Here is a 15,785-nt window from a genome sequence, read left to right on the forward strand (position 1 = left end):
ACCTTCATGAAATGCATTTCTTCTCAGGCTGCAAAGTCCTACTTTGCCAGCCTGTTTTTTCTTGCCACCATCATTACCAGCAATCCCGCGTCGGCTCAAGTTTTTAAAGGTAGCGCCGGGAGTCTCACCATCAAAGCTGGGGAAATTACTTTTTACCCATCAGAGAATACGACTCTGTCGGAGATTGCCGCACAATTCACGCAGAATCCCAATAATTGGCAAGCGATCGCGAAACATAACAAACTCAAGACGAATCAAACAATGGGAATCGGTAGTTCAATTGCCATCCCTTCAGAATTGCTTCCAGAAGAACCCAGCCAAGCAACTGTCATCGCCATGGCCGGAGAAGTAATGGAAATAAAGAAAAATGGTAGCGAGTCGAACCTCGCCATGGGCAATGTCGTCCAAGAAGGAAGTCAACTCAAAACCGGAAAAAATGGTTTTCTAACCCTTTCCTTACCTGACAATTCACGTATTTCCATTCCTTCGAACAGTCAAGTTGCGATCGCCAAACTTAGAATGGCAAAGTACACCCGAAGCCCTAGAACCGAAATTCGTTTAGTTCAAGGAAAAGTGGAATCTAAAGTTAGCCCATTATCGAGTAATCGCGGACGTTTTGAAGTGACTTCGCCTCTCGCAATCGCGGGCGTTCGAGGCACCCATTTTAGGGTTGGGGTGAACGAGAACGGGATAGGAAATGAAGTCCTTGAAGGTGGCGTCGCGGTAGGTCAACAAGAAAAACCAAACGCGCTGGTACTTCCAGCAGGACAAGGCAATATCATTAATAAAACGGGAGTGGGTAACCCAGTCGCTCTGCTCCAAGCACCAAATCTCAAAACAGATTATCTTCTACAAGAACGGCCTGCATTGCACTTCACTGTCGACAGCATTCCCGAAGCCGCGCGCTATCGAGCGCAGATTAGCCTCGATATGTCGGCACAAAATATTATTGCGGAGTCCTACTCACAGGAAAATCGCTTCAAATTTGACGGCATCGCCGACGGCAACTATTTCATACGTCTAACTGCGATCGACAAGAATAATTTGGAAGGGATGCCTTACGTGACGGCTTTCAAACACAAGGCGAACCCCATTCCGCCCTTCACTTTGCAACCGAAAAAGAAAGTCCGTTCTGAGACCTTGGAGTTTCTATGGACGGAGAGTAGTGAGGCAAAAAGTTATCATTTACAGATTGCAAAAGACCCCAGCTTTCAACAAATCGTAACAGACCAAGCAAATCTGAAACAAACGAGTTTTTACACTAGTCAGTTGCCCTTTGGCGATTACTTTTGGCGGGTTGCCACAGTCACAGAAACAAACGGCAAACCCGATCAGGGTCCATTTTCAGTACCTGACGCTTTCACCACGCTCGCCCCGCAGACGATGAATACATTTGCGGATAGCGGGAGTGACCAACTTGAATTTAGTTGGCCGGGAGAAGCGGGACAAACTTACGAGGTCCAAGTCGCGGACGAGCCTTCATTCAAATTGCCCATCTTGAATCAACAATCAAAACAAGCGAACTTAAGTATGGCGCGTCCTGCTCCAGGTGAATACTTTATCCGTGTGCGGGCAACCGATGCAGATGGCTTTGTTGGTCAGTTCTGCAAACCGCAAAAATTCGAAATACATATGCGATGGATGACTGGCAGTGGCGAACTATTGAATTCGGCTGGCGGTACGGTTCGTCCAAACAAACCATAAGCAAGCGATCCATGCCCCTATTCAACTCACGACGACAAGTCACATTGCGGCTTGCTTGATATCCAAGCGAACAAGGAACAGAGCGGATGTCACACCAAGCAAAGATGAATTTCAGTTCACAGGCAAGCAAGCAAATCGCTTTGCGTGAATGGCTGATATTAGGCTTTTTTCTATTTGGATTAGTTGCGATTTTAGGGTACACAGATAGCCTGCGGCGACTTGACCAAACCACTTACGATCAATTGCTACGCACGCAAAAACATCCCGCTCGTGAAGACATCATTATCATCGCAATAGACGACTATAGTCTCGCCGAATTGGGGAAGTGGCCATGGCCACGTGCGCGCCATGCCGAGCTATTACGCCAACTCCATGTGGCGAAGCCGCGTGCTGTGGGCATCGACGTTTTATTTGCAGAGGCCGAGCCAGATACCAATCTATCGACGCAAAACGGCCTTTCGGCAGGCGATGATTTACTGGCTTCTGCAATTACCGATAGTCGAAATGTCGTCTTACCCTTGGTATCCGTCAATGCTGGGAAAGGCTTGCGCGCGGTGCAACCGATTCCCGCGTTAACAAATGCTGCTGCGCGAATTGGGCATATTCATATAGAACTTGATGATGATGGCGTCGCACGTAGCGTCTTTCTACAAGAAGGAACCCAGGGAATATGGTGGCCTCATTTTGCACTCGCTATGATGGAAGTCGGCGCAGCGACAAAAACGGCAGATAGTGCACAGAAATCCTTGCCGAAAACCATCCGAAATCCACTCGAGAATCGATATCAAGATGGTATTTGGAATCGGGACTTACAAATGCATATTCCATTTTATGGAAGTAGCGGTCATTTCAGCTCTGTTCCTTTCGTCTCTGTCTTACGAGGCGAAGTACCAGCAGAGTTTTTCCGTGATAAATATGTATTGGTCGGTCCTACCGCGCAAGGCATGGCAGATGCGTTTCCTACACCGGTGACCTCGAACGAAGGTGCACTCTCGGGCATCGAGATTAATGCCAATATTCTGGCTAGCTTGCTGGACGGACGTTCCATCAATAAGGCTAAGCCATGGCAAGTTATCTGCATCGGCATGCTCACACTCTTCATCGCTCTCCTAAGTTTTTTATTTCTATCACCACGACAAGCTCTATTGACGATCATCGGATTGATCAGCCTCACGTTGCTGGGGAGTGTTGTTGCTCTTCGATTTGGTTATTGGCTCCCCCCTTCAACAACGATTTTGGTATTACTCATTTCCTATCCATTATGGAGTTGGCGGCGCTTAGAAGCAGCAATTGGTTTTTTAGGAGAGGAGTTTTTATTATTAGATCAAGAACCAAGTCTATTACCCGAGTTCAACCCGGATATGACTTTGGCTAGCGATGCAAAAACTCATGTGCGACGCCAGATTCAAGACAAATTAGAACGCCATATTACGGCCATGCGAGCCGCCGCACGCCGTGTGCGTGACTTGCGTCAATTTGTTACTGACAGTTTGCATAGCCTACCCGATGCCACTATGGTCACAACTACAGATGGCAATGTGGTTTTAACCAATCCCGCAGCAATCGCCTATTTCAAAAGTATCGGTATGCCACATGTTATCGATACCTTAGTACCTTACTTGTTCTCGAATATGAGTCAGCCAAACACGGTGTATAGCACGGAGCAAGAGCACTTTAGTTGGTGGCATATTCTCGATCTCGATCAAACAGATATCCTGCAAAAAGGTGTCGAAGTAGTCGATCCCAAGAATCGCGATTTGATTATCAAAAGTGCTCCTTGCTATTCTGGACAGAAAATTCTTATTGGCTGGATTGTCAGCATGATCGATATCTCCGAAATTCGACAAGCTGAAAGGCGTCGAGATGAGACCTTGCACTTCATCTCGCACGATATGCGCGCGCCGCAAGCCTCAATTTTGGCCTTAATCGAATTGCAAAAAAATCCCAAGACCGCAATTGATCACCAAGATTTTTTGAGTCGCATTGAAAAAGCTTCGAATACGACGTTGAAGTTAGCCGACAGCTTTGTACAATTAGCGCACGCGGAATCGAATGAATATCGTTATAGCGATCTCGACTTCCAAGATATCCTTATCGATGCGAGCGAGGAAATGTGGACACTAGCAAAGGCGAAACGCATTCAAATCGTGACAGAAATCCCTGAAGGCGAATATCCAGTTAGAGTCGACCGCAGTCTTATGACGCGCGTACTCACCAATCTCTTATCGAATGCGATTAAATATAGTCCAGTCGAGACTATTGTGACCTGCCGACTTTCATTTGAAACAAAAAATCTCAATGACAAAATAGTTTGCACCGTAGAAGATCAAGGTTATGGAATCGCGCGTTCTGATCAAGGACGGCTATTTCAGCGCTTTCAACGTCTGGGTCATGGCAAATCGGCTGAACAAATCAAAAATGATGGAATTGGATTGGGGATGGTGTTCGTCAAAACTGTGATTGATCGTCATTTCGCTCAGATCAGCTTTACCAGTGTGCCTGGGGAAGGAACCACTTTTAAGATTGAGATTCCTGCAAACAATCGATAGCAAACCGACCACAAATTAGGGCGAACTGGAAATGGTCTACGATTATCAACACCATCGTTCTCGGAGTAATGCTTCCAATCACTTGTCGTGCATGTATGAAAAATACATCCACGACAAGATTGAGGCCTAACTTATCTTTCTTTTGCTTAGCTTCTTTTGAACAGTTTCTTTTGATTTCACACTGCATAATTGCTGCTACAACGACTATCCACCAGCCATTTACTTAAAATCAATGTAATTAAGCTTGATTTGGAGCAAGATTTAGTTAGCAAAGATGAAGTGTAAGACGACTCGCGCTATAATGACGGCCTAAGCTCCCACCTTATTCTATGCAATTACTCGCCGTCGGCCTCAATCACACCACCGCACCCGTTTCTCTTAGAGAAAAGGTCGCATTCACCCCTGAGCAGATTTCTCAGGCGGTAGTTTGTGCGCGCTCATGGTTTGCGCGCAACGGTGCAGCACATGCCTCTGAGACTGCAGTATTGTCGACTTGCAATCGTACCGAACTGTATGCCGTTGCTGATGTCGATAATCCTATCGATATGACCGCGCATTTCTTGGCCGATTTTCACAAACTGCCTTATGCAGATTTGCGCCATCATTTGTACACGCTGCCGCAAGACAATGCTGTACGTCACGCGTTCCGCGTCGCATCGGGTTTAGATTCGATGGTGTTGGGCGAGCCACAAATTTTAGGGCAGATGAAAGAAGCAGTACGCCAGTCTGATGAAGCAGGTGGACTTGGCACGTATCTGCATCAACTGTTCCAGCGCACCTTTGCAGTCGCCAAAGAAGTACGTAGTACGACCGAAATCGGCGCACATAGTGTGTCGATGGCAGCCGCAGCGGTCCGTTTATCGCAACGTATTTTCGACAAAATCGCCGATCAAAAAGTCTTGTTTATCGGCGCAGGTGAAATGATAGAACTATGCGCAACGCACTTTGCTGCGCAGAATCCTAAAACCATCACCATCGCCAACCGTACTTTAGAACGTGGCGAAACCCTCGCCAATCGTTTTGGCGGTAAGGCGATTCGCTTAGCCGAATTACCAAATTGCTTGCACGAATTCGACATCATTATTTCTTGTACGGCTTCGTCCTTACCTATCATTGGTTTAGGCTTGGTCGAACGTGCAATTAAAGCGCGCAAGCACCGTCCAATTTTTATGGTTGATCTCGCGGTACCACGCGATATCGAATCAGAAGTTGCAAAGCTGGATGACGTGTTTTTGTACACAGTCGATGATCTCGCCAGCGTAGTACAAAGCGGTTTAGAAAATCGTCACGCCGCTGTAGCGCAAGCCGAAGCGATTATCGAAACCCGCGTGCAATCGTTTATGCATTGGGTCGATGGTCGTCACGTGGTTCCTGTGATCCAAGATTTACACGAAAGCGGCGAACAAGTTCGCCAACACGAATTAGAACGTGCACGAAAAATGCTGGCACGTGGCGACGATATCGAAGTGGTTTTGGAAGCCCTTTCCAAAGGCATTACAGCAAAATTTTTGCATGGCCCACAACAAGCCTTGCATCAAGCCCACGGCGAAGAACGCGCGCATCTGGTGCGTTTGCTGCCACAATTATTCCGTACTAAGCGTTAGCTGCCTCACGCATTCTACGCATGCCTTTGCGCATGCTCTAGCGTCATCACGACGATACTCTCAATTCAATTAATTACGGCTCAACGAGATTTAAGATCTCACGAAAGAGCCAAGCAAGCATAAAGCAAAAAAATCATGAAACCATCCATGCTACATAAACTCGATCAACTCTCTGAACGTCTAGTTGAGGTTGGTCAATTGCTGGTACAAGAAGGCGTCACGAATGATATGGACGCTTATCGCAAGCTCAATCGTGAGCACGCAGAGCTAGAACCTTTGGTCGCGCTGTATCACAACTATCAGCAAGCGCAGAGCGACATCGTCGAAGCGCAAGAGATGTTGAATGATCCCGACATGAAAGAATTCGCGCAGGAAGAAATCCAAGCCGCGAAAGATCGTATCGAAGCATTGCAACGCGAATTACAAACTATGTTGCTACCGAAAGATCCTAATGACGAACGCAATATTTTGTTAGAGATCCGCGCAGGAACCGGTGGTGACGAAGCGGGACTATTCGCAGGTGACTTATTGCGTATGTACACCCGCTTCGCCGAACGCAATCGCTGGCAAGTCGAGGTGATGTCGGAATCACCGTCAGAACTCGGTGGCTATAAAGAGGTCATCATTCGTATCGCCGGTTTTGGCGCGTACTCCAAACTCAAATTTGAATCCGGCGGGCACCGTGTACAACGCGTACCCGCAACAGAAACCCAAGGTCGAATTCATACCTCAGCTTGTACCGTCGCAGTCATGCCAGAAGCGGATGAATTGACCGACGTCGTAATCAACAACGCCGATTTGCGTATCGATACTTTCCGTGCCTCTGGTGCTGGTGGTCAGCACATCAATAAAACGGATTCCGCAGTACGTTTAACCCACATCCCAACCGGCATCGTAGTGGAATGCCAAGATGGTCGTAGTCAACATCAAAACAAAGCGCAAGCGATGCGCGTGTTAGCCACCCGCATCATGGACGGTCAACTGCGTAAGAAACAAGCCGAAGAAGCCGCCACGCGTAAGAGCTTAATCGGCTCAGGTGACCGCAGCGAACGCATACGCACCTACAACTACCCACAAGGCCGCATGACCGATCATCGTATCAATCTGACTTTGTACAAGCTTGATTTCATTATGGACGGTGATTTGACCGAACTGACCAATGCACTGGTGGCTGAGCATCAGGCTGAGTTGTTGGCTAGTTTGGGGGATGATTGATTCTATCTAAAGGATAAGAACAAATGCGGAGTCACGAAATACAAAAGCTAATTGACGCGGTCGAACTCGAATATGGAACGATCATTTTATATGGTTCAATTGCTAAAGAAGAACATGGGACCTGCTTTATGATCAAAGACGTGCATGCGACTTTTTCAGTGAATACCAACGATGGCGAGCTCCCCTCTGGTCAATACGATATCCAGATCGAAAGCCAACCAGCAGGCGATTATATTTATACTGCTGCAGTAAGCTTAGACAGCTTTCTCGGCTTAGTTAAAACGATGCATAAGTCGATGGATAAGTAGCCAGTCACAATTGACTGACAGACCACTTATCGTTTTAGTTTCGAGACACGCGAATATCGTATTAATTTCCGCCAGTCTGAATTGATGATAAAGAAAACTGATATACACATGAACGTATATCAGCTTTTCTTTAAGTCAAAAACACATATTAACTACGTGCTGGCATCCCTAAAATCTTACGCGCTTCGTCCGGAGTCGCCACTGCTCTATCATGTTCACGACTGATGCGTGCCACGCGCTCTACTAATTGTGCATTGCTGGTAGCGAGTTCACCTTTGCGGTAATACACGTTATCTTCAAAACCAACACGCACGTGACCACCGAGGATGATTGCCATAGTCGCTAGTGGCAATTGCGCAGCACCGATTCCTGCAACGGTCCAACTTGCCTCTGCTGGCAATTGCGAACGCATATACATCAAGGCTTCTGGCGTACCCGCCATTGCACCAGGAATACCTAGTACGAAATCGACGTGTAATGGCGCGGTGATTAAACCTTTTTTCAACCAGCGATTCACGGTGGTGATCATGCCGGTGTCGAACACTTCGTATTCGATTTTAACGCCCAAGTCTTTCATCGTCGTCGCGAAGATATCCATGTCATCGGGATGATTCATGAACACGTCGTTGCCGAAATTGACTGACCCCATCGAGAGGGTTGCCATTTCTGGTTTCAAAGTGACTGGCGCCAGACGTTCTTGCGCTGTCATGCCAACTGCGCCGCCTGTAGAAACTTGCACGATCACATCGCAGCGCTCGCGGACTTTGTTGATGATTTGGCGATAGATTTCTTTATCTTGGGTTGGCGTGCCGTCGTCATAGCGTCCATGTACGTGCACGATGGAGGCACCAGCTTTGGCGCATTCGAATGCTGCATCGGCGATTTCGTCTGGGGTGATGGGGAGGTTTGGTTGTTGTTCGCGGGTGACTTCTGCGCCGGTTAGGGCTGCGGTGATGATGAGTTTTTCCATGTTTTGCCTCTTATAGTTGGCGTTTTTTTCTAACTAATTCATTGGCTTATTTATAGGGCGGGTGCAACCCGCGTTTTTTCTTTTCTACTTCGTTTTCGCGTTCGCATTTGCTGATCGTTCACTGGTCGGGGGTAGCCCGACAGCTAGTTACCTTTTCTGCTTCGCCAAAAAAGATAACCCAAAAAAGGCGACCGTAGACTCGCCCTGCGGGGTGCTTACGCTACGCTTCAGCATAATTTGTGCATCACAAAAAATGGGAAAGTGTTGAAACTCGCCTTCGGCTCAAACAACAACACTTTCTTATCCATTTTCTGTGACGCACAAATTACATCGTCTCAAACGGAGGTAAGTCAAATTCAAAAACAACAGCAACACCAAAACAATCATTCTCAACGAACGCATATTTTTCTACTGACGGCTCTGTGTCGTTGCTTTTGACTTTGCTTTTGACTTTGCTTTTGACCTTCATCCACTTCTGACACTGCCAATTGTGCGAGACAGAAAATGGATAAAGAAAGTGTCGTTGTCTGAGCGCAGCGAGTTTCGACACTTTCCCATTTTTTGTCTTGCACAATTGGGAAGCCGAAGGCCAGTGGCAGCGTGGTCGCCTTTTTTGGGTTACCTTTTTTGGCGAAGCAAAAAAGGTAACTGGCTGTCGGGCCACACCCGACCTACTGAACGACGAACAACAAAAACCGTTAAATCAAATTACAAACGACAGAACAACTCAGCTTTCACACAATCTACAAACTAAATCCCATCCCAACCTCCCACCGCGCCGCTTGCAAGCGGCTTAGAAATTGGTGGTGCAAAGCGTGCTTTGCGAAAGCCCTCCAATTTCCCCTTGAAGGGGAAGGAGCAAGGTAAGTAATCAGCGCTTAATCCGCTGAAAATCCGCCGGCACCACACAAGTCCCAGAAGCCTTACAAACAACAACAGGCTCAGCCAACACATCAGCAGCAGAAACCTGTCCAGCAATCTTCGCAGGAGAAATCACTTTACGCGCTTCAAATTCCATCTTGCGTGAAGTCTTGCCCATAGAGACAATGCGACCTGTCGCTTCTATGTAATCACCAGCAAACACTGGCGCCATAAATTGCACATTGTCATACGCGACAAACAAGCCTTCATCACCATCACTACGAATCAATAATTCCGTCGCGACATCGCCAAACAAATTCAACATCTTCGCGCCATCAACCAGATCACCCGCATAGTGTGCGTCGTGCGAACCCATGCGTAGACGTATCATGCTTGTGTATTTGGATAAGTCTTCCATTTATTACCTCTTTCAAATTCTGTTCAGTGCTCCCTTCTCCCGCAAGCGGGAGAAGGGTTGGGGATGAGGGTGGTTCAGAGCATACCAACAAAATTTTGGGTGAATAAAACATTCAACAATCACGGCCATGTTTCAAACACATAATTTCGTTTCTGAACCGCCCTCACCCTAGCCCTCTCCCGCTTGCGGGAGAGGGAACTTAAATTCACTTACGCAGCGTGACGTTTAATCCACTCATGAATCGCAAACGAAGCGACATCTTCTGCATACGACTTGGTACCGAAGCCCGCATCGTAACCCAACTCCTTCGCTAATTCATGCGAAATACGTGGGCCTCCGACCACCAAGATCACTTTATCACGCAAGCCTTCTGCTTCTAACAGATCAGATAACTTCGTCAAATTATCGAGGTGAATATTCTTTTGCGTCACGACTTGCGACACCAAAATCACGTCGGCTTTTTCTTCAATCGCACGGGCGATCAATTCTTCTGAATCGACTTGTGCGCCCATATTGATCGCGCGAACTTCATGATAGCTTTCCAAGCCTTTGTGGCCGTTATAGCCCTTCATATTCATGATCGCGTCGATACCGACGGTGTGCGCGTCGGTCTCGATACACGCGCCAATGACGACCATACGACGTCCCATTTTTTCCGCGATCAAGGCATTGATCGCGTCTTTATCCAAGGTTTCATATTCTGGCTTGACGACTTGGAAGCTCGATAAATCGACTTGATGTTTGCACTGACCATACACGACGTAAAAACTAAAACCCTTACCCATGTCTTCGCTATGCACCACTGCTGGCTCTTCTAAACCCATCAATAATGCCAAGCGCTTAGCACCTTCTTTTGAAGTCTCATCGAGTGCAACTGGTAAGGTGAAAGAAACTTGTACGCGACCATCATTCATCGTGTCGCCGTAAGGCTTAACCCATTGTTCTGGTTTTTTGATATCTGCCATTGTTGTCATGTTATTCTCCTTACGCTGTCTGTGTTGGCAACATCAATTGTGGGAAAGGATTGTAGTAATCCGCTGCTTTGCTGATCACACCAGCCAAACCTTTACCTCCAGTTGGGGTGCGTGAAATCTCGGCAAAAGTGCCCTTGCCAATTGCGGCTGATAAACCCATTGCTTCAATTTCTGCCAGAATTTTTTCTGTCTCTGCCAACACTTCTTGTGCGCGGGTTTCGATCTTTCCACCGGATTTAAATTCGATTTCCGAGTTCAAATCTTTCATCGTACCGAACACATACTTCGCATTTTGAATTGCCAAGAAACGATCTTGAATAAATGGCGTATGAATCGCCTCAGTCATCATGCCGAGCAAATGAATATTTTGATTTGTTACGGTACTGACGATGTTAAATAAAGTGTCCTGAACCTGACCTTTAAAAATATTGCCTGTCATGTGTTTGGTTGGCGGCATGTATTTCAATGACGCATCTGGAAATACTTGACGCACCAATTGCGCGTGCGCCATTTCCCACAAGAAGCCGTTTTCTAATTCAGGATTGATTTCAAATGCATGACCGAGACCCATTTGATCTGGCTGCAAACCAGACAAGTACGCAAACTGTTCATTGATTAATTGGGATGCCAAGACGGTGTGTGCCGCTTCGTAGGCATCTGCCGTCGTCAAATAATTGTCTTCACCGGTGTTGATGATAATACCCGCATAGGCATTCACCATGCGTGAGAAGAATTGATCGATGAAAGTACGCTTCATATTGATGTCGCGGAAGATAATGCCGTACATCGAATCATTCAGCATCATATCGAGACGTTCAATCGCGCCCATTGCCGCGATCTCTGGCATACACAGACCTGAGCAATAGTTAGTCAAGCGAATATAGCGGCCAAGTTTTTCACCGACTTCATCCAAAGCAGCGCGCATCAGTTTGAAGTTTTCTTGGGTCGCGTAAGTACCACCGAAACCTTCGGTCGTTGCGCCATACGGCACGTAGTCGAGCAAACTTTGACCAGTTGAGCGAATCACCGCAATGATGTCGGCACCCTGTTCTGCTGCGGCGCGTGCTTGCACCACATCTTCATAGATATTGCCGGTCGCAACAATCAAATATAACCAAGGTGTTGGTGCTTCGCCCATGGTCTCAATTTGCTTCGCGCGGAATGCACGTTGACCAGCGATGTGCTGACACATGATCGCAGCTTGTGCTTCTGTCGCTTTACGCGCTGCATCGGCATCTTTTGGTAAAGCTAAGGTCAGTGTGCCTTTTGACACGGCTTCTGCTACAGCTTGCGCCGTCATATTGTGTTCTTGCATGGCAGCGACCACGATAGGCGCTGCACCATGTTGCAATAAGTTTTGTGCTTGTAAATGATCAACCACCACGTTGGGCAAAGGTACATAGTTTTCATCAATGCCATCGATGCCGAGCAAACGCAAAGTGGCGCGCTCTACCGTCGTCGTCGTGTACTGTGACATTTCATCGAACACCTCACGTGCAATGCGACGCGCGGAATCACGTGCACGGTCGATTTGTGCCTGATCTAGTTTTAATTGGCTCATGCTACTTCTCCTGTTTCTTTAATTTTTTCATTGGAAGTTGCTTCGAGGACGACGTCACAAACGTCATAGCCAACAAAAGCAGCTTTCGCGACTTGCAAAAACTCAGCAGCCTCAAAACTGCCACCCATGGGCGAAAATGGATTCAAGGTAATCCCAGTCAAATTAATGCCACGATACCCGACTAATTTCGCACCGAGTTTTTGAAAGATCAATAAATCGGTATTTTCTATAAATAATTTCGTGCCATCTGCAACAACCACGTTCAATGCTGAATGACGTTCCGCCAAGCTACTTAAAGCGCGCCACAAATTGCGCCCAACAGCACCGCTAACGGCGATGGTGCCAACCTTGGCATCGATGTATTCCATCAACTTCGCACCCGCATTGAGAGTGGCAATTTCTTCTAAAAAGAGGATCTTCCCATCTTGATCCCAAATACCAACGCCACCTTGTGTAAACACGGCTTCACATTGGGCTTTGACATGATCATCTGCTTGTTTGATACCAAGAATGCCAAGGCGATCACGTGTTTTGCGGATCACATCTTGAATACCGCCACCAATTGCAGCACCAGTCGCTAAAATCACGCCATCTGCAATCGCTGGAGACGCATGATGACTGCGACCTAAAGCGCCATCCAAAATCACCAAGCTTGCACCGCATTGACGTAAGCGCGCGATGACTTTTAGTTGATCACTGCCACGCGATGCGCCAGCGACTTCCATCTCACCATATTCCAACACCTTGACCACCAAAATCTCCCCCATAGGGCTGTCGATCTGTGTTGAGTCAATTAATTTCCAACGTACTTTGGCACGCTGCAAGGTTTCACGTGCAGTGGCAACGAGATTACCTGGCCACACCATGATCGGTGGTTTGGGATTGAAAAAAACTTGATCTCGGTCTTCGCCATCACGACCGATTGAGGTCAAGCCGATGTCCACTTGCGCTGCCGCTGCTTGCGCCAGCACATGGTTCATTGCGACAGTCTTACCGGTGTTTTTGGTCATGCCCATGACCGCTAAGGTTTGCATGCCACTATCGTGGATGCGTTGCCAGAGCGGACTGGTTTTGATATGACTTAATGTGGGATGTTTGAACTCCATCGTCGGCAACTTTCTAAGTTCTAGAGCGAAATTAAACGTAGAGTTCTGTGAACAACTGACGCAGTTTTTCACTCTCGCGCAAGAGCGCTAAAGAATGCTCCGCATGCCCCGTCGCGTAACCATTACCCACGATCATTTCCACGTCTTTACCGACACCTTCTGCGCCTAAGGCAGCTGCGGTGAAGCTAGTTGCCATTGAGAAGAAATAAATTTTTCCATGCTGCTTGGTGGACAAAATACTGCCCATTTCCGTGTTCTGAATATTCACGCAATTGATGACTAAATCCGCCATTGCGCCATTGGTCACTTTCGCTACGGCTTCCATCAAGGCCAAAGCATTGGTCGCATCAACTTGCAAAGTATGATCGGCCCAACCCAATTCTTGCATGCGTTTGCAGTCTTTTTCAAATGGGGAAACGCCGATCACGCAACCGTTTTTACCAGCGCGTTTTCTCGCTTCGTACACACACAAAGTACCAGACTTGCCACCACCACCGATAACAACGACGGTGTCGCCTTCTTTCACCAAACGTGCTGTCTGCGCAGGTGCGCCAGCCACGTCCAAAATAGCGAGCGCCATTTTTTCATCGATATCATCTGGCAACTTAGCGTACAAGCCGGTTTCAAACAAAATCGCTTTACCTTTGATATCGACCTGATCTTTTTGCATATGAATTTTGACGATTTCATCAATGCGCAAAGGTGTCAATGACAAGGAGACCAAGGTAGCAATTTTGTCGCCTACTTTTAAGTCAATCTTGCCGGCTAAAGATGAACCAATTTCCAAGATCGTTCCGATTAACATACCGCCAGAACCGGTCACCGGGTTGTGATGTTTACCGCGTTTTTCAACAATGCCTTTGACGATTTCTGCCACTTTGGCTTCATCACCATTCGCTTCTTGTTTGATTTGCGTAAAGCTGGCGGCGTCGATATTTAAAGCGGAAACGTCGATCAGGATTTCGTTGTCTGTGATCTCCATCGTGTTATCGATCCTCCACGCGCCTTGTGGCAAGACGCCTTGTGGTTCGATAACGCGGTGAATTCCGTATGGGGAGCTTGGTGTTGTAGTCTTCATGATGAATTTCGTGAAAATTGGACGTGCGCAAAAAGAATAATTGCGATGAATGCTCCCTCTCCCGCAAGCGGGAGAGGGTTAAGGTGAGGGTGACTGAAATCGCTGCATCGCTGGAAAGAAGCAATGCCGAAATTCATGCATTTAATGACTGACATTCATTACTGAAAATCCCTCACCCCCACCCCTCTCCCGCCTGCGGGAGAGGGGCTTTAACAACGTAACAATTTAATTACTACGCGTAGGCAAACTAAAGTTATGACCCAAGCCAGGCATATCGATTGTCATGCCTTTGTAGTTACGGCACTTGACTGTGGTGCCGCTACCGTCTGGCAATTCTTCTTCACGTACATAAGTAGGAATGATAGGCAATTTACCCAAGCCACCCAAACCGTCTACCACGAATGTTGGTACTGCTGGACCACTGATCCAACCACGCAAGCCTTCATACAATTCAATCATACGGTGATGTGGCACGATGAAGTGCGCTGCACCTTCAACCATGTCTGTGGAGTACACATAATAAGGGCGTACGCCCATTTCAATGGTTTGCATGAACAGATCACGCATTACCATCACGTCATCATTCACGCCTTTCAAACAGACTGTTTGCAAGCCCATCATGATGCCGGCTTTTTGTATCATCTTCACGCGTTGACGCAGCAATGGGGTGATTTCTTTTGGATGACCGATATGGATATTGATCATCTGTACGCGATGCTTTTCCAATACCGCACACAATTCTGGTGTAACGCGTGTTGGCAATTGCACGACCATGCGGGAACCCATACGCAAGAAGCGAACATGCGGTGCGCGACGACGAATTTCGCCGAGGATGTAGTCCAAGCGCTCATCGGTAAATGTCAACGGATCACCGCCAGACAACAACACGTCTTCAATTTCTGGATTGCTAGCGATGTAGTCAATCGATGCTTCGATTTCATCTTTCGCAACGGAACCATCAGGCTGCGACACCATACGCTTACGTGTGCAGAAACGGCACAAAGTTGCGCAAGTATTGGAAACCAAGAACAACACGCGACGTGGATAACGATGCACCACGCTAGTACCAGGAATCGTATCGCCCTCTTCACCCAATTGATCTAAGGATGTCGCGAAGCCAGGAACGGTTTGTTCATGGTGCGAAGGCATGTATTGCAAGCGGATAGGACAATTTGGATCATCTTTGTCCATCAATTTCGCCATGTAAGGCGTAATTGCAACTGCGAATTTTTTGTAGACGGTGTTATCGACGTCTTCTACATTATTCAACACGCCCATCAATTCAGAATGGTGAGAATAACGACGCGTGAATTGCTTTTGCCAAGATTCTGACTCTGGATCATAAGCGTCTAATTCTTCGCGTGTCAGTAATTTCTTGATAGGATTAAATTCGACTTTTTGGTCCATGATTTGGCTCTCTCTGTTATGTCGCAGCTG

12 protein-coding genes are annotated in these 15,785 nt (G+C 47.3%); 5 read left to right on the forward strand and 7 right to left on the reverse strand.

What is annotated here, in order from left to right:
* Positions 1–6: 6 nt before the first annotated feature.
* From KDM90_RS17015 to KDM90_RS17035, 5 genes are all read left to right on the forward strand, one after another.
* Positions 7–1,704 carry a FecR family protein gene (locus KDM90_RS17015; protein WP_212676822.1) on the forward strand — a complete coding sequence of 566 codons (1,698 nt, stop codon included), beginning with the start codon at positions 7–9 and terminating at the stop codon, positions 1,702–1,704.
* 86 nt (positions 1,705–1,790) lie between these two features.
* Positions 1,791–4,253, forward strand: coding sequence for a CHASE2 domain-containing protein (locus KDM90_RS17020; RefSeq protein ID WP_212676823.1), 2,463 nt, complete (start codon positions 1,791–1,793; stop codon positions 4,251–4,253).
* 329 nt (positions 4,254–4,582) lie between these two features.
* Positions 4,583–5,857, forward strand: coding sequence for a glutamyl-tRNA reductase (gene hemA, locus KDM90_RS17025; protein WP_212676824.1), 1,275 nt, complete (start codon positions 4,583–4,585; stop codon positions 5,855–5,857).
* Positions 5,858–5,992: 135 nt separating this feature from the next.
* A complete protein-coding gene (gene prfA, locus KDM90_RS17030; protein ID WP_212676825.1) occupies positions 5,993–7,072 on the forward strand; it encodes a peptide chain release factor 1 in 1,080 nt (359 codons plus the stop codon).
* 23 nt (positions 7,073–7,095) lie between these two features.
* Entirely contained in the window at positions 7,096–7,380 is a 285-nt protein-coding gene (locus KDM90_RS17035) for a hypothetical protein (protein ID WP_212676826.1), read from the forward strand.
* 148 nt (positions 7,381–7,528) lie between these two features.
* Here the strand turns inward: KDM90_RS17035 and kce are convergent, their stop codons facing one another.
* From kce to KDM90_RS17070, 7 genes are all read right to left on the reverse strand, one after another.
* Positions 7,529–8,350, reverse strand: a complete 822-nt coding sequence (kce, locus tag KDM90_RS17040; RefSeq protein ID WP_212676827.1) for a 3-keto-5-aminohexanoate cleavage enzyme — start codon at positions 8,348–8,350, stop codon at positions 7,529–7,531.
* Between the two features lie 871 nt (positions 8,351–9,221).
* On the reverse strand, positions 9,222–9,629 hold the full coding sequence (gene kal / locus KDM90_RS17045) for a 3-aminobutyryl-CoA ammonia lyase (RefSeq protein ID WP_212676828.1): 408 nt from the start codon (positions 9,627–9,629) through the stop codon (positions 9,222–9,224).
* Positions 9,630–9,838: 209 nt separating this feature from the next.
* Positions 9,839–10,603 carry a lysine 5,6-aminomutase subunit beta gene (kamE, locus tag KDM90_RS17050; protein WP_229827340.1) on the reverse strand — a complete coding sequence of 255 codons (765 nt, stop codon included), beginning with the start codon at positions 10,601–10,603 and terminating at the stop codon, positions 9,839–9,841.
* 10 nt (positions 10,604–10,613) lie between these two features.
* Complete coding sequence (gene kamD, locus KDM90_RS17055) at positions 10,614–12,164, reverse strand: lysine 5,6-aminomutase subunit alpha (protein ID WP_212676829.1); 1,551 nt, start codon at positions 12,162–12,164, stop codon at positions 10,614–10,616.
* Complete coding sequence (gene kamB / locus KDM90_RS17060) at positions 12,161–13,270, reverse strand: lysine 5,6-aminomutase reactivase subunit KamB (RefSeq protein ID WP_212676830.1); 1,110 nt, start codon at positions 13,268–13,270, stop codon at positions 12,161–12,163. Before kamB ends, kamD begins: the two co-directional genes overlap by 4 nt.
* A 31-nt stretch (positions 13,271–13,301) precedes the next feature.
* A complete protein-coding gene (gene kdd / locus KDM90_RS17065; RefSeq protein ID WP_212676831.1) occupies positions 13,302–14,348 on the reverse strand; it encodes an L-erythro-3,5-diaminohexanoate dehydrogenase in 1,047 nt (348 codons plus the stop codon).
* A gap of 225 nt (positions 14,349–14,573) precedes the next feature.
* The gene (locus KDM90_RS17070) at positions 14,574–15,755 is read right to left on the reverse strand and encodes a KamA family radical SAM protein (protein ID WP_212676832.1); all 1,182 of its coding nucleotides are present in this window, start codon (positions 15,753–15,755) and stop codon (positions 14,574–14,576) included.
* Positions 15,756–15,785 lie beyond the last annotated feature (30 nt).

Origin of the sequence: Affinundibacterium fentianense (assembly GCF_018139545.1) — a bacterium.
GTDB classification, from domain to species: Bacteria; Pseudomonadota; Gammaproteobacteria; order Burkholderiales; family Burkholderiaceae_D; genus Undibacterium; species Undibacterium fentianense.

Excerpts from the sequence above, each read along its gene's own strand:
- KDM90_RS17015 (WP_212676822.1), top strand. The coding sequence starts at position 7 with ATGAAATGCATTTCTTCTCAGGCTGCAAAGTCCTACTTTGCCAGCCTG.
- KDM90_RS17020 (WP_212676823.1), top strand. The coding sequence starts at position 1,791 with ATGTCACACCAAGCAAAGATGAATTTCAGTTCACAGGCAAGCAAGCAA.
- hemA (WP_212676824.1), top strand. The coding sequence starts at position 4,583 with ATGCAATTACTCGCCGTCGGCCTCAATCACACCACCGCACCCGTTTCT.
- prfA (WP_212676825.1), top strand. The coding sequence starts at position 5,993 with ATGAAACCATCCATGCTACATAAACTCGATCAACTCTCTGAACGTCTA.
- KDM90_RS17035 (WP_212676826.1), top strand. The coding sequence starts at position 7,096 with ATGCGGAGTCACGAAATACAAAAGCTAATTGACGCGGTCGAACTCGAA.
- kce (WP_212676827.1), bottom strand. The coding sequence starts at position 8,350 with ATGGAAAAACTCATCATCACCGCAGCCCTAACCGGCGCAGAAGTCACC.
- kal (WP_212676828.1), bottom strand. The coding sequence starts at position 9,629 with ATGGAAGACTTATCCAAATACACAAGCATGATACGTCTACGCATGGGT.
- kamE (WP_229827340.1), bottom strand. The coding sequence starts at position 10,603 with ATGACAACAATGGCAGATATCAAAAAACCAGAACAATGGGTTAAGCCT.
- kamD (WP_212676829.1), bottom strand. The coding sequence starts at position 12,164 with ATGAGCCAATTAAAACTAGATCAGGCACAAATCGACCGTGCACGTGAT.
- kamB (WP_212676830.1), bottom strand. The coding sequence starts at position 13,270 with ATGGAGTTCAAACATCCCACATTAAGTCATATCAAAACCAGTCCGCTC.
- kdd (WP_212676831.1), bottom strand. The coding sequence starts at position 14,348 with ATGAAGACTACAACACCAAGCTCCCCATACGGAATTCACCGCGTTATC.
- KDM90_RS17070 (WP_212676832.1), bottom strand. The coding sequence starts at position 15,755 with ATGGACCAAAAAGTCGAATTTAATCCTATCAAGAAATTACTGACACGC.